Genomic DNA, 21,765 nt, shown 5'->3' on the forward strand with positions numbered 1-21,765 from the left:
CAGAAGAGGATCGGGGATTGTAACAGCTATACCCCAAAGCCCCGGTCTATACCCCCGCTGTGGAGATTGCAGCTGGAGATTGACCGATGTCCGCCCGAACGAACCGTACCCCGGAAGAACCCAAAGACCGCCGCCTGGAACTGGCGGATCGCCTCATCGAGATGATGGAGAAAGGCGACGCACACTGGCAGAAGCCCTGGGTGGCTGGCGTCATCCAACCCCCCGTCAATGCTGTTACTGGCAAGCCCTATCGCGGTGTCAATGCCGAGTTTCTGTTTGCGTTTTCCCCGGACCCGACCGATCCCCGCTGGTGTACCTACAGGCAAGCCCAGGAGCAGGGCTGGCAGGTGCGCAAGGGCGAACATGCCCTAGTGTTCATCGAGAAGTACACCCCCTATGATCGCAAGCCCACGGAAGAGGAGCGGCAGAATCGGATAGCGCAGGGTGGCGACCCGGACGCTCCGGTGCAGGCCGTCTCCATCCGCCACTATCCGGTATTCCACGCCTCGCAAATCGACGGCATTCCGCCATTGGAGCGCCCGGACCCCAATCACGAACTGGAGGGCAAACCAGACCCCCGCATCGAAAAGCTGGCTGAGGAGATGGGGGTGCAGGTCACTCGCGGTGGTGGCCGGGCGCTTTATCGCTCTGCGACGGACACGGTGAATTTGCCTCTGGCCGATAGCTTTCATACGGCAACCGGCCACGACACTACTTTTCTGCACGAGCTTTCTCATGCGACCGGCCATGAAAGCCGCTTGAACCGCGAACTGGGCAATCCCTTTGGTTCCGAGAAGTATGCCCTGGAGGAACTGCGGGCCGAGATGTCGGCGGCCATGACGGCGGCGGCTCTTGGCATTGGCTTTGACCCTGCTTCCCAGGAGTTGGAAGAAGGCCGCGAAACCGTGAACAGTGCTGCCTATCTCGCAGGGTGGCTCAAGGCCCTACCCGATAAGGATCGCAAGAAAATCCTCATGCAGACGATCCGGGATTCCCAGGATATTTCGGATTACCTGCTGATGCGGACGCCAGAGCTTGAGATTGCCGCACCCGGTGTCGAAGTGGACAACCGTACCCCAGGCAAAAGCCAGGCTGAAGAGCGCGCGTTGCAAGCCAACGGCCTCACTCCTGCCACACTCGATCCAGAACTTGTCGCGCACCTGGAGGAGCGCAACCGGATTCGCCAGGGTGAGCGTGTCTCCGCCCCCGCTGTTGGTGATGACTGGCCTGGTGGATTGCCTACCGGCCTGGGCGGGGATGCTGTGGCGAACGCCGAGGCATTCATCCAGCTATCGGCAATGCGCGATCCTGAGCGGGCCGAACGGTGGGCGGAGGCGCTGCGCAGCGATCCGCACGGTTATGCGGATGCGGTTGGTCTGGAAGGCGACAACATCATTGGAATCGCCACCCAGATGGAACAAGGCCTGAAGCGAATGCGCAGCCCCCAGGTGGGCGATCTGGTGCGCTTCGAACCGCACGTCAAAGATCCGTTGCACGGCGAGCCCTTTTCCGGGCGCGTCATTGCCGCGCTGGATACCAGCGGTGGAGACATTCGCTATCACCTGCGGGCGGAAATCGGCCCGGACAAGGGCATGGAAGGCACGGTCTATGGCAAGAATGGCTCCTTCCGCCTTGTCGGGATCGAGCAGGCCCACGGCTTTGACCGGAACGCCCCCGAGCGCCTTTCACCGGAGCAAAAGGCCATCGAGGAGTACAAGGCATTTTACGACCAAATGCCGGAGCGTGCAGGCAAACTCATGGCAGAAGCCCGCGAACGCGCTGCCCGTTTGGCCCCGGCTGATTTCCGTGGTTTTTCTGACTTGGCGCGGGATTTCAACAAAGGCGTTGATGATGTTTTTGGAATCATCCGCGAGGGAGAAAACCGGGGAGCTTCGGCCCCGGAGTTGCATCTGGCACAGGCGCTTTCGAGGGGAAGCATCACGGACTTGCCGGTCGTCAAAAGCGCCCGTGCACAGTCGCGGGCGATCGGCGATCGGTTCCACGATCTGAACATGGAGCTGCGCGAGGGGTTCCGGGAGCGGCTCCGTGAGTACGGCAAAGCATTGCTGCGGGCGGGCACGTTGCACGAGCCCCGCGAGATCGTCCAGGCGGTGTATTGGAAACATGGCATCGAGGCCGGACCAGACAGCCCCATGGTCGACAAGCTGGTTACGGCGGTGCAGGAGAAGGACCTCAAGACCCTGACGGGTTGGATAGGCCATAACAGCCAGAATCCGGCCACCGAAGAGGCGTTCACCCTGCTGACACAGGTACCCCTTGGCCGCACCCAGAAAGAGCGGGTAGCGCAGCTGGAGGCCTGGGCAGGCCCAGAACGTGTCGAGGCGCTGCACAAGGCGCGCGAGGAGGCCGAAAGGAGCCGTGCCGAGGAGGCTCCGCGCAAGGCGGTTCGGCAAACCTTTGACGCTTTGACCGCTATCAACGTCCGACTTTCCGAGAAAAGCGCGGAGACCCTGGACGGCCAGGAGTGGATAGCCGCCAAAGTGGCCGAAGGGTATACGACCGTAGGCAATCACCAAAAGGGCGCAGTCACGCTTCGGCACCTGGAAAACCCGAAAACTCGGCAAACGGTGTGGCTGAAGGATTCGCGTTTTCAGTCGTATTGCCGGGCGATTCAGGCGCTGGAGCCATCTGGGGATATCGCAAAAGCCATGGAGGCGGCGAAGATTCCGCTGGCGGAAAGGCCGAAAGCGGTTGAGCCGGCCCATGCGCCGGGAAAGGCCCCAGAGCCCAAGGCTCTGAATCCTTTCGAGGAAAAGCAGAAGGCTCGCCAAGATCGGTATCGGGCCCTCGCGGAAAAAACGCGGGCCAAGGCGCTTGCCCGGCTGGACCAGGCAAGGAGGATGGCCGAGATCATACCCTTTGGGCAGCCGATCCTGGTCGGTCACCACAGCGAGCACCGGGACCGCAGGTATCGTGCGCGCATTCACGACACGTTCGGCAAGGGCTTCACGCTCCTCGACAAGGCGGATTACTACCAGGCCCGCGCTGAGCGGATCTCGAACGCCATCAGCGCCGATGACCCGGAAGCCGTGCGGAAGCTCAAGGAAAAGCTCGAAGGGCTCAAGAAATCCCAGGAGATGATGAAGGCGGCGAATGCCGTCATTCGCAAGTTCCAGACCCCGGAAGAGCGCAAGGCCGGCCTGGAGCGCATTGGTTTCAGCCGTTCCCAGGCCGAGAAGGTCCTTGCCCCAGACTTTGCGGGCAGAGTGGGCTTCCCGCCCTATGCCCTCAGTAATAACCAAGCCAACATCCGCCGCATTGAGGAGCGGATTAAGGGGCTGGAGAAAGCCGCATCCCTGGAGGACCGGACCACGGAATTTGCCTGGGGAAAGGTGCGGGAGAACAAGGCGATCAACCGTATTCAGTTCCTCTTCGAGGAAAAGCCGGACAATGCCGTTCGGGACCTCATGAAGAAGAGCGGATTCCGCTGGGCTCCATCGGAGGGCGCGTGGCAACGGCAGTGGACCGGCAATGCGGTCCGCGCCGCGCAGCAGGCGATCCAACAGCTGGATGAATGGTATCCAGCCAGCCGCGATCGGGAGGTGCCTCAGCCATCCACAGCGCCTGAATCCGGCCTGCACGCAAAGCATCCAGAACCCGGCAAGGCTCCCGATCCTGCCCCTACGGCGGTCATTCGTGGTCGAGATGGGACGCGCTATGCCCTTTCGCTCCGGGAAAAAGACGGAGAGGTGCTGGCGAAGCTGGAGATTGCCGGCGGTGAAACGGTTGAGGGTGTTTTGCAGCCGTTCCTGTCCGCAAAGATTCCCGATGTCCCCAAGCTGGGTGCCCGCATGGAACTGCCGGATGGCCGTACGTTTGCGGTGCGGCTGTCTCCTGGAAACGGTGGAGTCGAGGCCGATCTGCTTTGCTCTGCGCCTGCTCCCGAGTGGCAGTCCTTCACCTGGAGACGGCTCAACGATGCCCCAGGCAAGCTGCGGGCCGATGGTGTGAACAGCCCGGAAGCGAAGTGGGTGGCGGAACGGCTTGGCGTCGATGCCAAGATCATGCAGCGCCAGGAGCTGGCGGCAGGCATGGGAGCGTATCGGGCCCCGGAAAAAGTGCAGGGGAAAGCCCAGGGGCTGGATCGGTAATTTTTGGCAGGAGAATGAACAGGAGAGTGTCATGGCAACGCGGATGATGGAACGGAACAATATCGTGGATGGCTTTGTGCGGGTCGGTGATGCCGAAACGCGGATGGCCCTGAATGAGGCAAGAAAGCAGGTTGGCGAAGATGCCTGGAAACACGGTGCGTCCCCGGAAGCCAAGAATGCGGCGCGTGCGGCCCTCAAGGCACGGGGTGTGCGCTATGAGGAACATCTCACCGGCAAACTGGTGGATGTGGCGGTCGCGCAGACGCATCCGAATGGCGAAACCCGAAACAAATTGCGGGTGACCCTCGAAGATGTCCACGGAGACAAAACCCTGTTGTCTGCGGACCTGAACTCGGAGTTTGCGCAGCGTCTGCTGGCCAAGCTGGACCCGGCCATCCCCGATCATGCGGGCAAGGAAGTCACCATCGGTGGATTTGCCAGTCTGGTGGAGCGGGACGGCAAGACCTATGCGAATCATGTGGCGACCCTGAAGGGGGCCGATGGTACGGAAATCACCGCAAATCCAGAGCACAACGCCAAAGCCGTGGAGCGGGTGAAGGCCATCCAGCAACCGATGCTGGATGCGGGAATGACCGACCGGAAGGTGCTCAATCAACTCGCAGACAGCGCGCGGGAAAAGTATTTTCTGGAGCTGGCCGAGGACCTGTCCGGGCGCATGAAATCCCTGGGGCTCTCCAGTGAAGCCCCCCAGAAGTATCCGGCCCTGGAGATGGGCGCGAAGGACCGGGATGGGGTCTGGCACAACCTGTCGCTCCACGAAAAGGAGGGAGAGCTGGTTGGCACCTTGCAGCGCCGAAACCGGGAAACTGGGGAATACGAAAAGGCTCCCTTGCAGTTTCAGCCTGGGGAGCTTGGTGGGATGCAGGCGGAGGCCCGGTTTGCCGATGGTAAGCGGATCCTGGTCGCCTTGTCGCGCTCCGAACCGTCGGAACATCGGGATGCCTCTCTACAGGCGCAGCTGTATGTCCGTGGGCAGGACGGAGACGGCAAGAAAACCCTGGAGGCCATCCACGACCGGCCCCGCCAGGTGCGGATGAACGAGCAGCTCGCCGCGATCGGCGCGAACTCCCGTGAGGCCCGGCTTATTCAGGAACGCTTTGATGTCGGAGCGAAGGCCTTGGAACCCTACAAGGCCCCAGAGGTGGCTCGCCGTGCTCCCGAGCCGGGCAAACAAAAGGAGATGGCGCGATGAGTGTGACGGATGAGATGGTCGAGTGGGCGGAGGAAGCCCTCTCGCACGAAGCGCAGGCCGCCCGGAGGGCAAAAATCGAGGCGATCCTGACGCAACTGCGGGAGTTTCCCGATCCGGCAGGGTTGCCGGTCGGATCGACGCAGCGTTTCCTTGCCCAGCGCCGGGTAGACCGGCTTCTGGTGCGCGCTGGGGCGTTGGGCTTTGAGCCGGCGAGTCTTGCGCTCAAAAAGGAGGTGGGGAAGCAGATAGCCGGAGCTTCCCTGGGAATTCCCCTCTAGCGTTATCCCTCGCGGTCTATACCCCAGCAATGGATGTATGGGGGACCGCTCATGTATTGCCAGGACTCCGAGCTTGCCCTGACCCTGGATGATGTCGAGGACTATGTGCAGCGTGCGCAGGGCAAGCTCTCCCGAATCATTGTCAGGAACCTGCCGCACTTTTTTCGGGGCGGTTGGCGTTCCTTGTCCGAAGTCCTGCCGCAACTCGACAGACAACAGCAGTGGGAAGTAACGGAGGCCGTCGGATGGTTGCGGACTGCTCGGTCCCTCCTTTTGTCTGTCCGCCAGGAATTGGGCAAGGGTTCCCCGCCAGAGCCGCAATGTGACGATTTCTGTGGGCGCCTGGTGCGCCTGGAATTGCGCGTGGACAGGATTTCCCAGTGGTTGCTTTTCGAGGAGCAAAAGCGATGAGTGTCATGCAATCGGTGATCCGCAAGATCCTGAGTGTTTTTGTTGAGGAAGTTCCGGTATCGGAGGTGGCCGCTGCCTACAACCTGCGGATAGGCAGCACGCCCGAATGTCCGGTAGCGGTAAACGATCCTCATGGAGATGGCGGTTTTCAACTGGCGCTCGACAGGTTCCTGCGGGAGGAAGCCCCCGATCTGATCTTTCTGTGCAGCGACACGGAGGATTTGTCGGTGGTGCGCAAGGCGCTGGCCTATCTGTCCCGCCGTGGGCAGGAGGTGGTGGTGGCGGAACAGTTGCCGGATGAGGAGGTGGCCGCGGCGATGGGCGTGAGCGTCCGGGAATACCAGTCGGCGGTCATCAATCCCAATGGGGATGCGGAGGCCCTGGTCGGGTAACCCTCGGAAGCCACAGCGCCATTCATTACGCCAGCACAGGAGAAACCCCATCATGGCAGCAGAACTCGATCACCTGTTTTCTTACGGCCCGCTGGATGTGGTGGCCACCAGCGAGGGAAAGACCCAAGGCCTGCACGTCCGTCATGAGGACGCACAGATGAGTGCCTTCATTCCTTCGGACGATCCGTTACACCAGGAAATCTTGAAGCTCGTGGAGAAAAACCCGCATAGCCGTGGCTTTGTGGCGAACCAGATTCATGCCCGTCTGGATCAGGAGGGGCGCTGGTCCGGCCCCTCCCCGGAGGGTGAGGGAATCAACTTCGGCCCGTCGTGGGATGTGGAGCAGCAACTGGGGGTAGAAAACCCCGCACCAGGCGAGCCGGGACTGGCTGAGGCACCTCTGAAAAAAGACGTTGGGCAAGACAAGTCGGTGGAGGCGGAGCCGGTGCCGTTTGCCGCGGGCCCGGTGATGCCCATGAAGGCGGGCGTCAGTGTGGTACGGGACCCGGGGCAACCGGAGGCTTACCCCGAGGTGACGGAGCCAGCGAAGGAGGAAGACCTGACGAAGGATTGGCCGGGTAGCCCGGCGACGGATGCGCAGGCTCCAGGGCAGAAGACCCCAGAACCGGAACCCGCCCGCGTATTTCCGAAGAAGTCTCCCCCGGAAGTCCTGCTCGCCGATCCCAAGCGGGGCAAACCCTTGGTCCTGGACCACGGCGATAAGGTGAGTGTTACGAACCGGGCCATGCTGGGTATTGGCCGTGAGGCAGAGGAGCGCCGCAACAAGTCCGTCGAAGTAGCGCTCAAGGCGGCAAAGGAGCGTTTTGGAGAACCGGTCCGGTTTTCCGGGAGCCGGGCATTCGAGGAAAAGACCATCGAGATGGCGGTGCGCCTGGGTATCCAGTTGGAGCCCGCCACGGAGCATGGGAAGCGGGCCTACGAAAAGGCGCTGGAAGCCAGGAATACCCTGGGGCCATCCGTGAATCGCGCTCCGGCCAGGCAGAAAACGGTGGAAAAGGGAATTGGGCTATGAGCGAGATTGACGATCTGCTGAAAGCCGGTGAAGAGCTGGTAGCGACCCCCTCTCCCCGGCCTGCCACCCGCTCCAGGGCAACTCCCAAGGTGTCGCAAGGTAGTGCCGACGGCGAGCAGACCTCCAGCGGCGAGCAGACCCATGGCGGGGGGCAGACTCCTGGCGGAGGGAGATCCCCTTTTGGGGCTCAAGCCTCACCAGGCGTCGAGGCCTCCGACGCTCCGGCCGAATCCCTGGGGCCGCTGGTGGAAAGCGTGGTTTCCCGGCATGTCGAGCAACTGTCCCGTGAGCTGAAAGCGGTACGCGACGATGTGCAGGCCCTGCTGGATATGGGCGAAGAGGATTCCGATGACGCTGCCGCCCCCCAACTTGCCATCGCTACGAAGGTTCAGGCAAACGCGGCGGAGCAGGAAGGGTCTCCACAGCCACCGGACTCTGCGCGTCGGGATGGTATAGAGCCAGGAAAACCGGAAGCACCCGGGAAGGAACCGGGGGCAGCGCCCGTGGCTCCCACGCCCCCGGTGACGGTGGTGAATGAGCCTGCGGTGCTCGAAGCCGTCACCCGCCATGCGCTGTCCCATTTTTCCTCCATGGTAGCCATCCTGGGTGGAGTGACTGTGCTGTTTGCCTGCGCCGTGGGTATGGGCTACGGCTACATCCTCGGTTCCGGTCGTTACCCCTGGTGGAGCCATTCCTTTGCGTCGGCATTTCTGGGTGCTCCGACTGGAGTGGTCCTGCTGCCGCTTGCGGGTTGGGCACTGCACGAGACCAGCAAGGATTACGATGAGTTTGAGTGGAAACGCCCGGTCCTGCGGTATGCCGGTCTGGTGCTCATCGTGCTAGGTGTCGCCCTGCCAGTTCTGAGCGCCCTCTTGGATACGCTATGACGCAGAAAGCGCAGCCGATCCAGAACCGCAAGGGGCGTTTTCTCACTTCGGTCGAGACGATCGATGACCAGCTGGAGGAGGAGCAGTCCCTCGGACGGCCACAGGCGTCTCGCGTACACAACCGGATTCAGCGCGCCAGAGCGAGTGCCGGGAAAGGCTCCAGACTGAGCATTCGCTCGCTGTTGCCGCACCTCGGCAACACCCTGCCGGTACGTCCCTATCCGCAAGGTCCTGCGGACAAGCGCCTTGCGCGGCGGTGTACGACGAAGGTGACCTATGTCAAAAACCGCAAGCCGGGACAGTGGGGAGCCCATGGGAAATATCTGGAGCGCGAGGGTGCGCAGCGCGAGGGGGAAAAGGGGCATGGCTTCACGGCGGACGCGGAGGAGGTTTCCATCCCGCGCGCGCTGAATACCTGGCAGGTGGAGGACGATCACGCCCTGTTCAAGGTAATTCTGGCTCCAGAGGACCCGATGGGACCGGAAGGCCTGCGGTATTTCACCCGGAAGTTCAACGAAAAGATGCAGTGGGTGCTCGGCAAGGAATACGAGTGGATCGCTGCCGACCACTACAACACCAGCCATCCGCATGTGCACCTGTTGATCCGGGGAAAAGACAGCTTGCAATTGGCCCCGGACCTGATTCGGCGGGGAATGCGGGAGGCCGCATCGGAGGTGCTCACGGAACAGCTTGGCTACCGCTCGGAACAGGATCTGATCCGGTCGAGGGCGCAGGAGTTGGACGCCAGGCGCTTTACCCGGCTGGACCGCGCCATTCAGGGCAAGGCTAAGAATCACGAAAGCGGCTACTGGCTGGTGGACGAATACCCCGATGACCTGACCGATAAGGCTATCCAGGAGAGACGACTGCGCGTTGCCCGGCTGGAGAATCTGGTGAAGATTGGTGTGGCCGACAAGATTGGCCCGAACACCTGGCGACTGGAACCCGGCTGGGATCGAGCGCTCAAGGAGCTGCAAATCCTGCAAACGCGCACCAGGATGGTGGCGCAGGCCCGCGCCCTGATGACGGAGCCGCGCTGCGTGCCGCAGGTGACGCGCCTTGCGCCCGGCGACCGGCTGGTGGGCCGGGTTTTGGGGACTGGCCTAGATGACGAGAACGGGCGCTCTTATGTCTTGCTGGAGGGTGTGGATAATCGGGCACACATCGTGTACCAGACGGCATCCATGGAAAAGGCGCGCGGGAAACAGGATCTACAGCTGCGGCATCTGGTAGCCCTGACCGGGCTCGCCCGTGGGGTGGCCGTCAAGGATTACGGCGTGATGATCCCCGACCAGGGCTTCCGATCGGTGAAGGTGCCCGATGTGGCCCTGGACGACCAGATTGCGCATGAAGAGCGGCACGGCAACCGGGACACCCTCGATCCCAAGACGGGCTTTGCGGCGGTCTGGCACCTGGAGTTGCAGGCCCGGCGCGAGCGGGAGCGGCGGAAGAAGGAACAGGAGCGCAAAGCCGATCTGGAGAAAAGGGCCGGGAAAGAAACCCGCACACGCAAACCTAGCTCAGAGATTGAGTAAGGCCACAGAAAATGCCCGGTCGGCAGACCATCATTTGTCGTGTTGCGCGGCATCCGATTCCAGCAACATCCGAATGTATCGGGTGTAGGGGATTTTCCTGGCTGCCGCTCTGGCTTTCACCGCAGCTAGTAGCGGGGCCGGTAACCGCATATTGAGTACGGTATCCTTGGGGGCTATCTCGAATTGCATGGGCCTGAACTGCCGAAAGTCCAGGTCCGACAGGTCCTGTTCCAGAAACTGTTCTGCCTGTTCATCGCTTGTCATCGTGGGTACTTTCTTCATATTGCAGTCTCTCCTGTTCGTGCATGTATCTGGCGCTGATGGGACGAATTTTTTGAGCACGAAGCGTGAACGCCACAAACAGGGCACGCCCGCCTACGGTCCCAACAGCGATGTGGCGTATCTCTGCCGGTGAGGAGTGCCGCAGGTCCGGCGCTACCCGTGCAGCACCGCTGAGAAACAAGCTTTCGATTTCTTTCCGAGAAACCCCGTGCTTGCCGCATTTCGGCCAGTTACCGATATCCCAATCGAATCCGTCGATCTGCATGGATGAAGTATAGGCATTTGTCTATACAAAGACAAGCAAGCACGTTTCCCCGAAGGAAGGTCGATCGGTTGGCTACGGCTATCTCCCCCACCCTCGGTCTATACCCTGTCATCCAGAAGATACGAGGGAAACCATGCCATCCGTCACGGTGACGATCAAGCTACAGAACGAGTATGCCAAGCGTCTGCGCCTGGAGGCAGCGGCGCGCCAGATGTTTTTGACCGAACTTGCCACGGATTATGTCATGCGAGGCATGGACGCGGCGGCGAACGATCAATTCGGTTTGGCCGCCTTGGAGCGGCGGGTGGTCGCCACACTGTATGGGATGAACAAAAATGTGGACGCGGTGCTGGCCGAGGTGGATATGGTCGGAGCCATGCTGGACGTGTTCGTCAAGCTGATGCTGGTTCACCTGCCGGAGCCTGGAACGGAAAGGGAGGCTACCCAGGCCTCGGCGTTGTCCCGGTATGAGCGGTACATCCAGCAGATCGGGGCAGCTTACGACGGCAAGCGCCCAATAGCCCTGCGGAAAATCGCCAAGCTCATTCAGCACCGGATTGAACCGGTCCAGGACGATGCGGAAGGGGATACGCCATGAGTATCGACTACGACCTGAAAGAGCGGGAGGCCCATTCCCGGCGCATCGAGCAGATGCGGCGGTATCTGGGCAAGTCCATCGTCGCGCTGTTCGATGACCCAACGGTGGTGGAGATCATGGCGAACCCGGACGGCGAGGTCTATGTCGAGCGCCTGGGAGAGGGGATGACGAAATTTGCGCGGATCGACCCCTATTCTGTGCAGGAGGTGCTCGGACTCATGGCCGACTTCCTCCATACCACGGTGAGCCGGAACAAGCCCATCGTGGAGGGGGCCATGCCCACGGAGTTTCTGCGCAGCCGATTCGCCGGTGCCATTCCACCGCTGGTGGAGGGCGCTTCGTTTTCCATTCGTCTGCCCGCCCGCTCTGTGTTCACGCTGGACCAGTATGTGGAGCGGGGAATAATCACAGAAGCACAGAGAGACTTCCTGGAGTGTGCTCTGCGAGAGCGGAAGAACATTCTGGTCAGCGGCGGCCGGGCAGCGGTAAAACCACCTTGTCCAATGCCCTGATTGATGTGATTTCCAAAGCCTCTGGGGCGGATCAGCGGATTGTCGTCATCGAGGACACTCGCGAGTTGCAATGCTCCGCCCCCAACGTCGTGCAGTTCCTGACGGACGACGATGCCGGCATCGACATGACCCGATTGCTCAAACTGACGCTGCGTTATCGACCCGACCGGATACTCGTGGGCGAGGTGCGGGACAAGGCGGCGCTCGCGCTGCTCAAGGCTTGGAACACTGGCCACCCCGGAGGTATTGCCACACTGCACGCAAATCACCCCGAAGCGGCCTTGTTGCGGCTCGACCAACTCTGCCAGGAGGCGGGGGTGCCATCGCAGCAGAGCCTGATTCGGGAGGCTGTGGACGTGGTGATCCAGATCGCCCGAGACCCTGAGCACCCGGCTGGGCGGCGGATTACGGCGATTTATGAGGTGAAGGAATTGTAAGCATCAATGGAAGGGAAGAGCGGCCCTGCTTCTCTATCCCATCATGTTATACCACAACCCCCCGGTCTATACCCTCCCGTCGGATCATTGCCATGGGAGCATCGACATGAAGAAGTGGAAACTGAAGGAAGGAATCCAGAAGACCCTGGGCGGACTGGTGCTCGCACTTGCTCCGGCTATAGCCCTTGCCTCCACCAGCGGTGGAGTGTTCAGCCCGATTTCCAGTCGGTTGAACACGGTGCTGACTGGTGTACAGGACTTTGGCGGCCTCGTCACGGCGGCCGGCCTCGTTGGAACGGGTCTGGTCTGGTGGCATGGCGGTGAACACAAGAAGGCCATGATGATCGGTTTGGGCGCTACCGTAGGCGGAATTGTCCTGGCAAATGCCAAACCGCTCGCCCAGAGTCTAACGGGCGGCGCGACCATGGGGCATGGCGGCCCCCTGTCCCTGGTGGCCGGTCATGCGGTTCACCTGATCGGGCTGTGAGATGTCCGAGCATACGCGCAGGGTGCCATTGCACCAGTCTCTCGTTCGTCCCCTGCTGGTTGCGGGGGGCGAACGGGATGCGGTTTTTGCCTTGTGGTTCGTGTGCATTGCCGCCCCCATCCTTTTTTCGCTCTGGCTGATTCCCATAAGCCTCCTGGTAGGGGGCGTGGGACAGTCTTTCCTGCGCTCAATGGCGAAGCGGGACCCGCAATCGCTGGGCGTCGTGCGCAGGCACTGGGGACAGCAGGCGTTTTATTCGGCGGGGGCAACCGCGTATGCGCCGGTGAAGTACAAGGCCCCGAAAGAGCAGACCCAATCTGCGGCCTCTGGCGGGGTGCTGTCCTTGCTGGCGAAGGTGCTGGGCAAGAAAGGCTGACGCCATTTTTTCAATAACAGGGTATAGCGGAGACAGAACATGCTCAACCTACGGCAATACCGCGACAAGGCGATCGGACTCCCGGACTTGCTGAACATCGCCTTCCTCGTCGATGAATGGGAAAGCGGTGCAGGCTCCATGGCGATTGCCTTGCAGAAGGACGGGAGCTTTCTGGCGGGGTTCCGCTATGACGGCCCCGATCTGGAGAGTATGGGGGTTGCTGACCTGGAGAGCCTGTCGGCACTCTGGAACAACGCACTTTCGCGCATGGGCACGGATTGGGGCGTGCATGTGACCGCCATTCGTGAGCCTGCGGGTGGCTACATCGACATGGCCGAGTGCGCTTTCCGGGATCCGGTTTCCCGCCTGATCGACATGGAGCGGGCCGCGCAATACGGGCAGGAGGGCCATCACTTCGTGTCCCGCTACTACTGCACGATTGCCTGGCGGACTCCCGTGGACGCCGAAGTCGCGGTTACACAGGCCCTGGTGCAGAAGGGCGAAAGGAAAGGCGCTGGGCGCGCGAAGGCAGATGCTTTCCGGGATATTCTCGCGCGGTACAAGCAAATGCTGGAAGTGATGCTGGGCCTGTTCCGCTCCCGCTATCGGGTGCGCGCCCTCGATGCCGACGGGCTGCTGACGCATATCCACGAATGCCTGACTGGGGCGCGAAAGACAATCCATGCCCCGACGATTCCCGCCTATCTGGATGCGGTGCTGGGGCACCACGATTTTGTCGGGGGCCTGGAGCCGTCGATAGACGATGAGGAGATCCGGGTCATCACGGCTTTGGGATTTCCCAACACCACGTACCCCGAAATGCTGGAGCATCTGCACAGCCTGCCCTTTCCCTTGCGCTACACGATCCGCTTCCTGCCGCTGGACCAGGCGGATGCCGTGGCGGATATGGCAAAACTTCGGGATAGATGGTTTGGTTCCCGGGAGAATCTGAAAAGCCTGGCATTGCAGAAGTTCGCGGGCCAGGGCGAGTCGGTGTTGTCTGCCGACGAAAACGTGACCAATCTCGCCTTTGATGCCAAGCAGGCGATCACGGAAGCCAACGAGGGAGCCGTCAAATTCGGCAATTTCAGTCTGACCATCGTGCTGCGCGCTCGGGACGAGAAGGTCCTGGCGGAGTGGATCAAGGCGGTACGGACCTTCCTGAACAACCGTGGTTACATCGCCCATCTGGAGACGACCAATACGGTGGAGGCCTTTCTGGGGAGCCTGCCCGGCCACCTGTACGAAAACATCCGCCGCCCCCTCATGCACAGTATGAACGTGGCCGATTTTGTGCCCAAAACGGAAATCTGGGCGGGAGAGGCGCGTTGCCCAAGTCCGCTCATGACGATGGCGAACGGAGACAAATCGCCACCGCTGCTCTACGCGGCCACCACGGGTGCAACCCCTTTCCGGCTGAATCTCCACGTCGGGGATCTGGGACACGCGCTGGTCGGTGGCCCAACAGGGGCGGGCAAGTCCACCTTCCTGGCTCTGCTGGCGGCGCAATGGCAGCGGTACCAGGACGCGCGGGTGCTCTCCTTTGACAAGGGCATGTCGGTCTACGCGCTCACCGAAGCGATGAATGGGCAGCATTATGACCTGGGCGGCCCTTTGTGTGACCTCTCGTTTGCGCCCTTACAGAATGTACACGAACCCGCCGAGGCCGCTTTTGCGGCGGATTGGATCGAGGGGCTTTGTGTGTTGCAGGGGATGATGGTTGGTGCCGCCGAGCGTTCGGCCATCCGCGATGCCATTCATGGCCTCGCTCGTGGGGAAGGCCGATCGTTGACCAACTTCGTGCAGGCCGTGCAGTTGTCGGAGATCAAGGAGGCCCTGTCGTTCTATACGATTCAGGGGCAGACCGGAGCCCTGCTCGATGCAGAGTCGGATGGGCTGTCCTTCACGGACGTGACCATGACGACGTTCGAGCTGGGGCACCTGATGAATGGCAATCCAGCCATGAAGAAGGTGACGGTCCCCGTGCTCATGTACATCTTCCATCGCATCGAACGGATGCTGGATGGCAAGCCCACCCTGATCCTGCTCGATGAGGCCTGGACCTTCCTCGATGATGAACTGTTCCTCGCCAAGCTCCGGCAATGGCTCAAGGAGCTGCGGAAGAAGAACGCCGCGGTAGTTTTTGCCACGCAGTCTCTGGCGGATCTTCATGGGAATCCGTTGTTGCCGGTGATCAAGGAGTCGTGCCCCACCAAGATTTATCTGCCAAACCGTATGGCGGTCAGCCAGGACTTGCGCCCCCTGTATGTGGACATGGGCCTGAACGACCGGCAAATCGAGCTGCTGGCACAGTCCACGCCCAAGCAGGACTACTACCTGTCCTCGCCCGAGGGAAGCCGCAGGATTCAACTCGCCATGGGGCCGGTTACCCTCGCCTTCTGCGGCGTATCCGATCCCCGTGAAGTGAAGCGGGTGGCGGAACTCAAGGCCCAGCACGGTAACCGCTGGACGGTGGCCTGGCTCCAGGAAAAGTTGCCGCGCCACCGTCACGAATGGGCGGGCACCCTGGCGAACCTGTGCTAACGGGTATCTCGGGACTCCGGGGTCTATACCCAGTAAGGATATCGGGGGGATTTTTCATGAAACACACGCGACGGAAAGGCGGACTTCCTCTGGTACTGGCGTTGTTGCTGTCCAGTCCCATGGCCTTTGCTGGGGGGGCTGTAACGGGTGGGGCCACGCTCCCCGAGCAGATTGTTCAGGAAGGCACCGAGGTACAGCAACTCGCGAAACAGGCCGAAGAGGTGAGCACCCAGATTGAGCAGTACGCAAACATGATCCAGCGTTACCAGAACATGGTGCAGAACACGCTGACCATGCCCATCTCCATGTTCAACCAGATCTGGAATCCGCTGGTGGGCAGCATCAACAAACTGGAAGGCATTTATGACCAGGCGCAGGCGCTGGGCTACGCGGGCCAGAACATTGGCGCCGAGCTTGCGCAGGAATATCAGGGCGCGGGAGCGTCCATCCAGAACCTGTCGCAGAACTACGCGAACTGGAACAACTCCACGAACACGGTCATGCAGGACACCCTGGAGTCGTTCGGGCTCTCCGCTCAGGACTTCGCCACGGAGGATCAATCCATGCAGACGATCCAGCAGGAGGCAGCGACCGCCCAGGGCCGGGCACAGGTGGCCGGTGCGGCGGTAGCCGCTGCCAACGTCACCACCAAGGCGATCCAGCAACTGGCGACGATCACCGAGAACGGTGAGCGCGCGCAGATCGCCTACGAGAAGCAGCAGAAGGCCCAGGCCAACGCCACCGGGAAGTTGGTTGCCGATGGTCTGTTTGCCCCCGGCACGAACACCCCGAATCTCCTGCCCTGACCGAGAGGAACGTCATGAAAGCAAACATGTTGATGGCACTTGCGGTATTGGCCCTGGCAGGATGCAGCAATCAGCCTGCCTACACCGCGCACTACTATGAGACGCACAAGGCCGCGTTGCGACGGGAACTGGCGCGCTGCAAGAAGGCCGACACGCTCTCTGGTAATGCGAAGAAGAACTGCCAGACGGCGGCTCGCGTGAACGCGGCGGAGGCCCTTTTTGGTGGCGGCACGAACAACCTGAACCTTCTGCCGTGATGGAGGCGTAACATGCACAGAAAACTCCGCCCGTGTTTGACCGGACTGGTTCTGTCCCTGGTGCCGACGCTGGCTTTTGCGGCGGGGACGGGGGACATGGGTCAGGTACAGAGTGCGCTCCAGGGGAAAATTTTGCCCTGGCAGAGCATCATGCAGACGGCGGCGACGGACCTGTTTTACGCGCTGGCTGCGGTGGAGTTTTCGGTACTGTTCCTGAACCACATCCTCAACCGGCGCGGCCACGAGGATCTGTTTGCCTCGATCATCAAGAAGGTGGTGACGCTCGGGTTCTTCCTGACGGTGCTGGACAATTCCGGCACCTGGATTCCGGCCATCATCAACGGGCTGGCGGGTGGCGCCCACGCTTTGGGCGTGACGGCGGTAACCCCCTCGCGCATTGCCACGGAAGCCCTGCAAACCTTTCTCGGAGTGGCGTTCGCTCCTTTGGCGGCGGCAAAACACAATGCCGGTTCCTTTTTTGGTGATCTCTTTTCGGGGAATCTGAGCGGTGCGCTCGGGGCTTTTGTGAACCTGGTCGCTGCATCCAACCCAGTCTCGCTGATTTTAGAATTGCTGATCAGCGCCATCATCGGGTTGCTGGCCGGGATTGGCGTGCTCATCATGGCCCTGGAGTTCCTGATGGTGCAGATCGAGAGCTATCTCGTCATTGCCCTGGGTGTCATCATGCTGGCCGGTGGCGGCCTGCGCTGGACGGCCAAGTATGTGGGCAGTTATTTCGACTACGCCATCAATGTCGGTGTCCGGCTCTTCATTCTGACGGCACTGGCTTACCTGGTGACCTATTCCATTGTCCCCCTGATGACGACGGAAATGGAGAATGTCGCGAATCCCCTGCAGATGGGCTTTACGGTGCTTATCCTGGGTGCCGTTATCGCGCTTCTGCCGAAAAAGGCCTCTTCCATTGCCAATTCGCTCTTGTCCGGCAAGTCCAGCTTCTCGGGTGGAGAACTCGCCAAGGAGGGGGCGGGGATCGGTGCCGGAACGGTTCTGGCCGGTGCTGGGCTTGTCGCCGGTGGTGCGGCCCTGTCCGGTGCTGCTGGAGGAATGGGTGCCGGATCTTTGGGTGCTGCGGCGGGTGCCGGTGGCACTGGCAGCGGAGCCGGGTCGCTGAGTGCTGCGGCGGGCAGCGGCCTGGGCGGAGCTGGAGGCGATGCAGGCATGCTCGGCAGTGCGGCAGGGATCTCCGATGGAGTACCGGTTCCTGCGGATCTGGTGAAGAGCCTTGGCAGTCCTGGCTGTGCTGCCAAAGACGGTCCGACCGACTACGGCGCCCCGGCTCCGAAGCTGGAGGATCTGCCCAAGTTCAGGAAGCCGCAAGAGGAGGGGCCGAAATCGGCACAGCCCGACTCCGGCAACTCGGGCGGGAACCATACCGTTGCCGCGCAAGGTTCTGGCGAGGCACCCTCTGCGGAACAGGACACATCGTCAGCCGGTGAGCAGGCTCCTGGCAATGATGGCATTGCGGGTTCTACTGCCCAGGTAAAAACGGATAGCGCGGCTCCTGCGACAGGCACCGCCGCACCGACGGGTGCGTCTGCCGACAATACTTCTGCGAATGCTGGGCGTAGTTCTGATAGAACCGCTTCTGGGGACCACGATGCTGCGCCCAAAGGTCCAGATTCGGCCACTGCGCCTGCCGCAGAATCTTCACCCGCTGGTGAGCAGGCACCAGCGGATAACGGGGCTCCGGCTTCGAGCGCGTCTGCGGATAACGGATCTCCCGCGTCCAAGCCTGCCACGCTGGATGACGTAGTGAAGGCCATCAAGGAGGTGCAGCAACAGCCCAAGAAGAGCTTGGGCGAGAGGGTAATGGGGTATGCGGAGAAAAGAGGTATTGCGCACGTGGAAGAGCAGATTGTCGGAGGAAAACCGACCGATGTCGGTGTGAATGCCATTCAAACTGGGCATGGACAAGATTGAACAAGGCTTTCTTGGCCCCTTGCCCTTTTATTGGGCTTGATCTATACCTTAAAAAATGAGCGATACGAAAGCGAGGCTACCACGTATGGACACCACATCTCACTATGTTGACTCGCTGGAGTCTGTGGACGGGCAGTTACAGTGGGTGAAAAAGCCAAATCCTGATTATGGTAAAAAGCCGTATTCTGAGGTCGATGCGGAAGGCTTCAAGGCGGTGATTGCGCTTCCCTTTGTCCTCATTTGGCAGGTCATCCATGGCCTCGCCAACCCCCATTCGCGTCCGACGTTTCTCCGTTGGGGAGCGATCCTGCTCCTTCTGACGCTTGGGGTTCCGTTGCTCTTCGGCCTGGGCAGCCTGGTGGTGGTGACGATCCTGAAGCCCCACATGATGCTGAGTCATCTGCCGGGGCTCTGGGCGACGATACAGCACGCGCTGTATTAGATGCAACAGAGCGCAGATTGGGAAATCCTCTCGCTCCTAGCAGGGTTTTCTCGTTCCATACATGCCATGTATGGTTAATCTTAGCTCGCTGAGTGGCGCGTGAAGGTCAGGTCCGCAGCGGGAGCGGTCATTCCAACCTACCCTGAGACAGGGTAATCAGTCAACAGACATAATACATTGCAATCACAAAGATTCTCACTAATACGCAGGATTTTAATGGAAAGAAACAATGAAGATTAGATCAATCACACTTCGCGACCACAAGCCGCTCAAGTTGCTTTCGCTAAGCAACCTTGGAGACACAGTCATCATCGCAGGTGCTAACGGCTCGGGGAAAACACGTCTCAAGCAAGCGATCGTGCAAACATTGCAAGGTACCCCTCAAATGGACATGACAATTATTGCAACACGTGAGGAGGAAAAAGATCCGCACTATTTTAACGGAGATTCCATTTCGGTCATTCAAGGACAGCAAAATCAAGTCCTTAAGAACTATATCAATAGCCGTAAGTATGGAGCAGGCCGATACGTTGGTTCACTTGTCCAGATCGACTCAGATCGTAGTATTCAGACTCTCAGTTTTACTCAAGTCAACTGGCTTGGTGGTGATCCTGACGACGCTGAATCCGCAGGTAATTTTTACTTCAATACCTTCGCTAGCAGATGGCAGGACTTTATGAATTATATTCATCAGAAATCTGCCGCTAGAGATAAGAAACTAGCCGATATTATCAAGGAGAACCCAGAATTATGTGGAGCTCAGATATTGGAGAAATACCCAGATCCTCTTCAAAAATATCAGCAAATATTTGCGCATATCTTGCCAGGCAAAACTCTTCTCCCAATCGACCCTGCAAAACCAAAGCAATTCAATTACTGTGACGAGTCTGGGCAAACGCTTGCATTCAATTCTCTTAGTTCGGGAGAGCAGGAAATAATAAAGGTCCTATTTGATGTGGCCAGGAAAGAAATTAGGCACTCAGTAATCATTGTCGATGAGCCGGAATTGCATTTACACCCAACTCTTGCTTTCAAACTAATTGAAGCCCTTAAAAGTATCGGTGATCATACAAATCAATTTATTTTTTTGACTCACTCGTCTGATCTGATATCTACATATTATTCAACAGGGGATGTATACTTTATTGACCAAAATGCGGATGGTCATAACCAGGCTCATAAACTTAGCGAGCTAGGACACGAGCATCAGGATGTGGCAGACCTCATCGGTCAGAATCTTGGCTTATTCGCGGTTGGGAAGAAACTAGTTTTCGTTGAGGGAAAGAATTCTAGCATTGATCGGCTTACCTATCAGAAAATTGCTCAGAGGGTGGATGGTGATATCAGGGTAATCCCATCAGGGTCTGTACTTAACATTTTAGCGCTAAACAATATCGAATCACAAATTAGAAATTCTATATTTGGTATTGATCTTTATATGATCCGAGATCGAGATGGTTTGAGCACAGATCAGGTGCAGATACTAGAAGCTAATGGGCGAATTAAGTGTCTAAAAAGAAGGCACTTAGAAAACTATTTCTTAGATTCTAACCACCTTTCTTTAGTGGCCGAAAGGTTATACATAGCTAATGGAAAAGACCGTCTAACCGCAGATTTTATATCAGAGAAGTTATTAGAAATTGCTCAAAAGTCATTGCCATTTAACCTTTATCAGAATGCTAAAGAATATTTGGAATTTAATTATTTAATTCCAGTTCCAAAAGTGAAAGATATAGTCAAAAAAAGCGTTGAAATCGTGCGTTCAGAGATTGTTCAGTCGATCGCGCTTGGGCGAGATGACTTGTTATCTTCTCTTTCTAATGAGGCGCTACATGCATGGCTTGGAAAAGAAGAGAGTCGGCTTAGAGAAATGATAAACGATGGAAGTTGGATTACAGAGTTTCAGGGAAAATATTTGTTTAATCTTTTCTGTGGCAATGTGTTGAAATCTGATTCCATAAAAATACGAGAAGCATATGTCGATTTTGCGCTAAGCGAACGTCCAGAATTATTTGACGAGGTATCAGAACTATTCAGGAACATGTGAGCTGCCAAATTAAATTCGCTGCTCGCTTGGAGAGCGAAGCGAGGGCGAGTAGTCCCCGGTAGAGCACTGGCGGCATATCCGCAGCAGTAATGCCATTGAGTCCATCTTCGCAACAGTGCGTCAGCGAAGCAGCCGTACCATGAACTGCGTCTCGCGCAACAGCTTCCTTGGCCTGAGCTTCAAGCTCATCCAGCAGGTTGAGAAGCACTGGCGGGGAATTCAGCATCCGGAAAGACTGCGCGAGCTCTTTGCCGGGGTGATATCTGTCGATGGGATACCTGCCAACGAAACCCCGCAGAATCCCCAACAGGACGCCGCCTGAATCATGTCAGCAAATGCTCATACACCATGTATGAACGTCCCCGGTTTTGCACGATGCCGTAGATGTAGGTTTGGTTCGACTGCAAACATGTATTCGGCCTGTTTATGGGCGTGCCGCCCTGGCCCCGATGGACTATCGGCGCACCGACTCCTCATCAGATTCACGGCTTCAAACAGCCTCTGGTGTATTCAGGTTCAGTTGGTGCCGGTCCGACCTATCCGCCATCATTCGTCATCAAGCAAATCGAGAAACTGTTGACCTCCTCTTTCCTACAACCACTTGTTCTCTATTACACGGCTACGGCCATTCGATCGCTCTCACCACGAGCCATCAGCACCCAGGCCGTGCGTACCGTTTTTGCAGCGAGGGCGACAGCCGCCTTTTGGATGCCGCGTCGTGCCACCAACGCGCGAATCCATTCAAAGCGTGGACCCTCTTTGTCACCCATATGGTGGATGACAGCCATCGCTCCCTGTACAGACAGGGTACGAAGATAGCTATCTCCATTTTTGGTGATCCTTCCCAACCGGGTCTTCCCCCCAGAACTCGATTGTCGGGGTACCAACCCCACCCAAGCAGCGAGTTCTC

22 protein-coding genes and 1 pseudogene are annotated in these 21,765 nt (G+C 59.1%); 20 read left to right on the plus strand and 3 right to left on the minus strand.

Translation table 11 applies throughout. From position 1 onward, the window contains the following. The first annotated feature begins 86 nt into the window (after positions 1–86). Genes AC2VNM_RS04480 through AC2VNM_RS04515 form a run of 8 tightly spaced genes read left to right on the plus strand, consistent with a single transcriptional unit; the run spans position 87 to position 9,861 of the window. On the plus strand, positions 87–4,112 hold the full coding sequence (locus tag AC2VNM_RS04480; protein ID WP_215851277.1) for a DUF3560 domain-containing protein: 4,026 nt from the start codon (positions 87–89) through the stop codon (positions 4,110–4,112). Positions 4,113–4,143: 31 nt separating this feature from the next. Continuing rightward, positions 4,144–5,325, plus strand: a complete 1,182-nt coding sequence (locus tag AC2VNM_RS04485) for a hypothetical protein (RefSeq protein WP_486912928.1) — start codon at positions 4,144–4,146, stop codon at positions 5,323–5,325. Then, entirely contained in the window at positions 5,322–5,603 is a 282-nt protein-coding gene (locus AC2VNM_RS04490) for a hypothetical protein (protein ID WP_215851275.1), read from the plus strand. The genes AC2VNM_RS04485 and AC2VNM_RS04490 overlap by 4 nt, the downstream gene beginning before the upstream one ends. A 51-nt stretch (positions 5,604–5,654) precedes the next feature. Continuing rightward, positions 5,655–6,014 carry a hypothetical protein gene (locus tag AC2VNM_RS04495; RefSeq protein WP_215851274.1) on the plus strand — a complete coding sequence of 120 codons (360 nt, stop codon included), beginning with the start codon at positions 5,655–5,657 and terminating at the stop codon, positions 6,012–6,014. After that, complete coding sequence (locus AC2VNM_RS04500) at positions 6,011–6,406, plus strand: hypothetical protein (protein WP_226823342.1); 396 nt, start codon at positions 6,011–6,013, stop codon at positions 6,404–6,406. The genes AC2VNM_RS04495 and AC2VNM_RS04500 overlap by 4 nt, the downstream gene beginning before the upstream one ends. Before the next feature lie 52 nt (positions 6,407–6,458). After that, positions 6,459–7,439: an LPD7 domain-containing protein gene (locus AC2VNM_RS04505; RefSeq protein ID WP_215851273.1), complete on the plus strand. Its 981-nt coding sequence runs from the start codon at positions 6,459–6,461 to the stop codon at positions 7,437–7,439. Then, the gene (locus AC2VNM_RS04510; protein ID WP_215851272.1) at positions 7,436–8,326 is read left to right on the plus strand and encodes a hypothetical protein; all 891 of its coding nucleotides are present in this window, start codon (positions 7,436–7,438) and stop codon (positions 8,324–8,326) included. The genes AC2VNM_RS04505 and AC2VNM_RS04510 overlap by 4 nt, the downstream gene beginning before the upstream one ends. Next, complete coding sequence (locus tag AC2VNM_RS04515) at positions 8,323–9,861, plus strand: DUF3363 domain-containing protein (RefSeq protein WP_215851271.1); 1,539 nt, start codon at positions 8,323–8,325, stop codon at positions 9,859–9,861. The genes AC2VNM_RS04510 and AC2VNM_RS04515 overlap by 4 nt, the downstream gene beginning before the upstream one ends. A gap of 30 nt (positions 9,862–9,891) precedes the next feature. Here the strand turns inward: AC2VNM_RS04515 and AC2VNM_RS04520 are convergent, their stop codons facing one another. After that, on the minus strand, positions 9,892–10,143 hold the full coding sequence (locus AC2VNM_RS04520) for a CopG family antitoxin (protein ID WP_486912929.1): 252 nt from the start codon (positions 10,141–10,143) through the stop codon (positions 9,892–9,894). After that, a complete protein-coding gene (locus AC2VNM_RS04525) occupies positions 10,112–10,408 on the minus strand; it encodes a BrnT family toxin (RefSeq protein WP_215850744.1) in 297 nt (98 codons plus the stop codon). The genes AC2VNM_RS04520 and AC2VNM_RS04525 overlap by 32 nt, the downstream gene beginning before the upstream one ends. Positions 10,409–10,541: 133 nt before the next feature. Here AC2VNM_RS04525 and AC2VNM_RS04530 point away from each other — a divergent pair, with 133 nt between their 5' ends. The 12 genes and pseudogenes from AC2VNM_RS04530 to AC2VNM_RS04585 form a co-directional block, all read left to right on the plus strand. After that, entirely contained in the window at positions 10,542–11,006 is a 465-nt protein-coding gene (locus tag AC2VNM_RS04530) for a hypothetical protein (protein ID WP_486912930.1), read from the plus strand. Then, positions 11,003–11,518, plus strand: a complete 516-nt coding sequence (locus AC2VNM_RS04535) for a P-loop NTPase family protein (RefSeq protein ID WP_486912931.1) — start codon at positions 11,003–11,005, stop codon at positions 11,516–11,518. Before AC2VNM_RS04530 ends, AC2VNM_RS04535 begins: the two co-directional genes overlap by 4 nt. Beyond that, positions 11,503–11,955 (plus strand): ATPase, T2SS/T4P/T4SS family, encoded by a 453-nt coding sequence (locus AC2VNM_RS04540; RefSeq protein ID WP_486912932.1) that lies wholly within the window; start codon positions 11,503–11,505, stop codon positions 11,953–11,955. Before AC2VNM_RS04535 ends, AC2VNM_RS04540 begins: the two co-directional genes overlap by 16 nt. A gap of 106 nt (positions 11,956–12,061) precedes the next feature. Further along, positions 12,062–12,442 (plus strand): TrbC/VirB2 family protein, encoded by a 381-nt coding sequence (locus AC2VNM_RS04545; protein ID WP_486912933.1) that lies wholly within the window; start codon positions 12,062–12,064, stop codon positions 12,440–12,442. A gap of 1 nt (position 12,443) precedes the next feature. Next, positions 12,444–12,818: a VirB3 family type IV secretion system protein gene (locus AC2VNM_RS04550; protein WP_486912934.1), complete on the plus strand. Its 375-nt coding sequence runs from the start codon at positions 12,444–12,446 to the stop codon at positions 12,816–12,818. 39 nt (positions 12,819–12,857) lie between these two features. Next, positions 12,858–15,362 (plus strand): VirB4 family type IV secretion/conjugal transfer ATPase, encoded by a 2,505-nt coding sequence (locus AC2VNM_RS04555; RefSeq protein ID WP_486912935.1) that lies wholly within the window; start codon positions 12,858–12,860, stop codon positions 15,360–15,362. Positions 15,363–15,418: 56 nt separating this feature from the next. Continuing rightward, positions 15,419–16,168, plus strand: a complete 750-nt coding sequence (gene trbJ, locus AC2VNM_RS04560) for a P-type conjugative transfer protein TrbJ (RefSeq protein ID WP_486912936.1) — start codon at positions 15,419–15,421, stop codon at positions 16,166–16,168. A 14-nt stretch (positions 16,169–16,182) separates the two neighbouring features. Next, on the plus strand, positions 16,183–16,425 hold the full coding sequence (locus AC2VNM_RS04565) for an EexN family lipoprotein (RefSeq protein WP_486912937.1): 243 nt from the start codon (positions 16,183–16,185) through the stop codon (positions 16,423–16,425). A 12-nt stretch (positions 16,426–16,437) separates the two neighbouring features. Then, positions 16,438–18,366: a P-type conjugative transfer protein TrbL gene (gene trbL / locus AC2VNM_RS04570; RefSeq protein ID WP_486912938.1), complete on the plus strand. Its 1,929-nt coding sequence runs from the start codon at positions 16,438–16,440 to the stop codon at positions 18,364–18,366. 85 nt (positions 18,367–18,451) lie between these two features. Beyond that, the gene (locus tag AC2VNM_RS04575; RefSeq protein WP_486912939.1) at positions 18,452–18,808 is read left to right on the plus strand and encodes a hypothetical protein; all 357 of its coding nucleotides are present in this window, start codon (positions 18,452–18,454) and stop codon (positions 18,806–18,808) included. A 229-nt stretch (positions 18,809–19,037) separates the two neighbouring features. After that, entirely contained in the window at positions 19,038–20,855 is a 1,818-nt protein-coding gene (locus tag AC2VNM_RS04580; protein WP_486912940.1) for an AAA family ATPase, read from the plus strand. Between the two features lie 55 nt (positions 20,856–20,910). After that, positions 20,911–21,177, plus strand: a pseudogene (locus tag AC2VNM_RS04585) (IS256 family transposase); the annotation flags it as partial. A 289-nt stretch (positions 21,178–21,466) separates the two neighbouring features. Here AC2VNM_RS04585 and AC2VNM_RS04590 read toward each other — a convergent pair. Next, a partial coding sequence (locus AC2VNM_RS04590) for a transposase (RefSeq protein ID WP_486912941.1) occupies positions 21,467–21,765 on the minus strand: 299 nt, incomplete at its 5' end.

The sequence above is a fragment of the Acidithiobacillus sp. TH-A67 genome, from assembly GCF_057473545.1.

Excerpts from the sequence above, each read along its gene's own strand:
- AC2VNM_RS04550 (WP_486912934.1), top strand. The coding sequence starts at position 12,444 with ATGTCCGAGCATACGCGCAGGGTGCCATTGCACCAGTCTCTCGTTCGT.
- AC2VNM_RS04535 (WP_486912931.1), top strand. The coding sequence starts at position 11,003 with ATGAGTATCGACTACGACCTGAAAGAGCGGGAGGCCCATTCCCGGCGC.
- AC2VNM_RS04505 (WP_215851273.1), top strand. The coding sequence starts at position 6,459 with ATGGCAGCAGAACTCGATCACCTGTTTTCTTACGGCCCGCTGGATGTG.
- AC2VNM_RS04530 (WP_486912930.1), top strand. The coding sequence starts at position 10,542 with ATGCCATCCGTCACGGTGACGATCAAGCTACAGAACGAGTATGCCAAG.
- AC2VNM_RS04575 (WP_486912939.1), top strand. The coding sequence starts at position 18,452 with ATGGACACCACATCTCACTATGTTGACTCGCTGGAGTCTGTGGACGGG.
- trbJ (WP_486912936.1), top strand. The coding sequence starts at position 15,419 with ATGAAACACACGCGACGGAAAGGCGGACTTCCTCTGGTACTGGCGTTG.
- AC2VNM_RS04555 (WP_486912935.1), top strand. The coding sequence starts at position 12,858 with ATGCTCAACCTACGGCAATACCGCGACAAGGCGATCGGACTCCCGGAC.
- AC2VNM_RS04580 (WP_486912940.1), top strand. The coding sequence starts at position 19,038 with ATGAAGATTAGATCAATCACACTTCGCGACCACAAGCCGCTCAAGTTG.
- AC2VNM_RS04500 (WP_226823342.1), top strand. The coding sequence starts at position 6,011 with ATGAGTGTCATGCAATCGGTGATCCGCAAGATCCTGAGTGTTTTTGTT.
- AC2VNM_RS04525 (WP_215850744.1), bottom strand. The coding sequence starts at position 10,408 with ATGCAGATCGACGGATTCGATTGGGATATCGGTAACTGGCCGAAATGC.
- AC2VNM_RS04490 (WP_215851275.1), top strand. The coding sequence starts at position 5,322 with ATGAGTGTGACGGATGAGATGGTCGAGTGGGCGGAGGAAGCCCTCTCG.
- AC2VNM_RS04520 (WP_486912929.1), bottom strand. The coding sequence starts at position 10,143 with ATGAAGAAAGTACCCACGATGACAAGCGATGAACAGGCAGAACAGTTT.
- AC2VNM_RS04495 (WP_215851274.1), top strand. The coding sequence starts at position 5,655 with ATGTATTGCCAGGACTCCGAGCTTGCCCTGACCCTGGATGATGTCGAG.
- AC2VNM_RS04515 (WP_215851271.1), top strand. The coding sequence starts at position 8,323 with ATGACGCAGAAAGCGCAGCCGATCCAGAACCGCAAGGGGCGTTTTCTC.
- trbL (WP_486912938.1), top strand. The coding sequence starts at position 16,438 with ATGCACAGAAAACTCCGCCCGTGTTTGACCGGACTGGTTCTGTCCCTG.
- AC2VNM_RS04485 (WP_486912928.1), top strand. The coding sequence starts at position 4,144 with ATGGCAACGCGGATGATGGAACGGAACAATATCGTGGATGGCTTTGTG.
- AC2VNM_RS04510 (WP_215851272.1), top strand. The coding sequence starts at position 7,436 with ATGAGCGAGATTGACGATCTGCTGAAAGCCGGTGAAGAGCTGGTAGCG.
- AC2VNM_RS04545 (WP_486912933.1), top strand. The coding sequence starts at position 12,062 with ATGAAGAAGTGGAAACTGAAGGAAGGAATCCAGAAGACCCTGGGCGGA.
- AC2VNM_RS04480 (WP_215851277.1), top strand. The coding sequence starts at position 87 with ATGTCCGCCCGAACGAACCGTACCCCGGAAGAACCCAAAGACCGCCGC.
- AC2VNM_RS04565 (WP_486912937.1), top strand. The coding sequence starts at position 16,183 with ATGAAAGCAAACATGTTGATGGCACTTGCGGTATTGGCCCTGGCAGGA.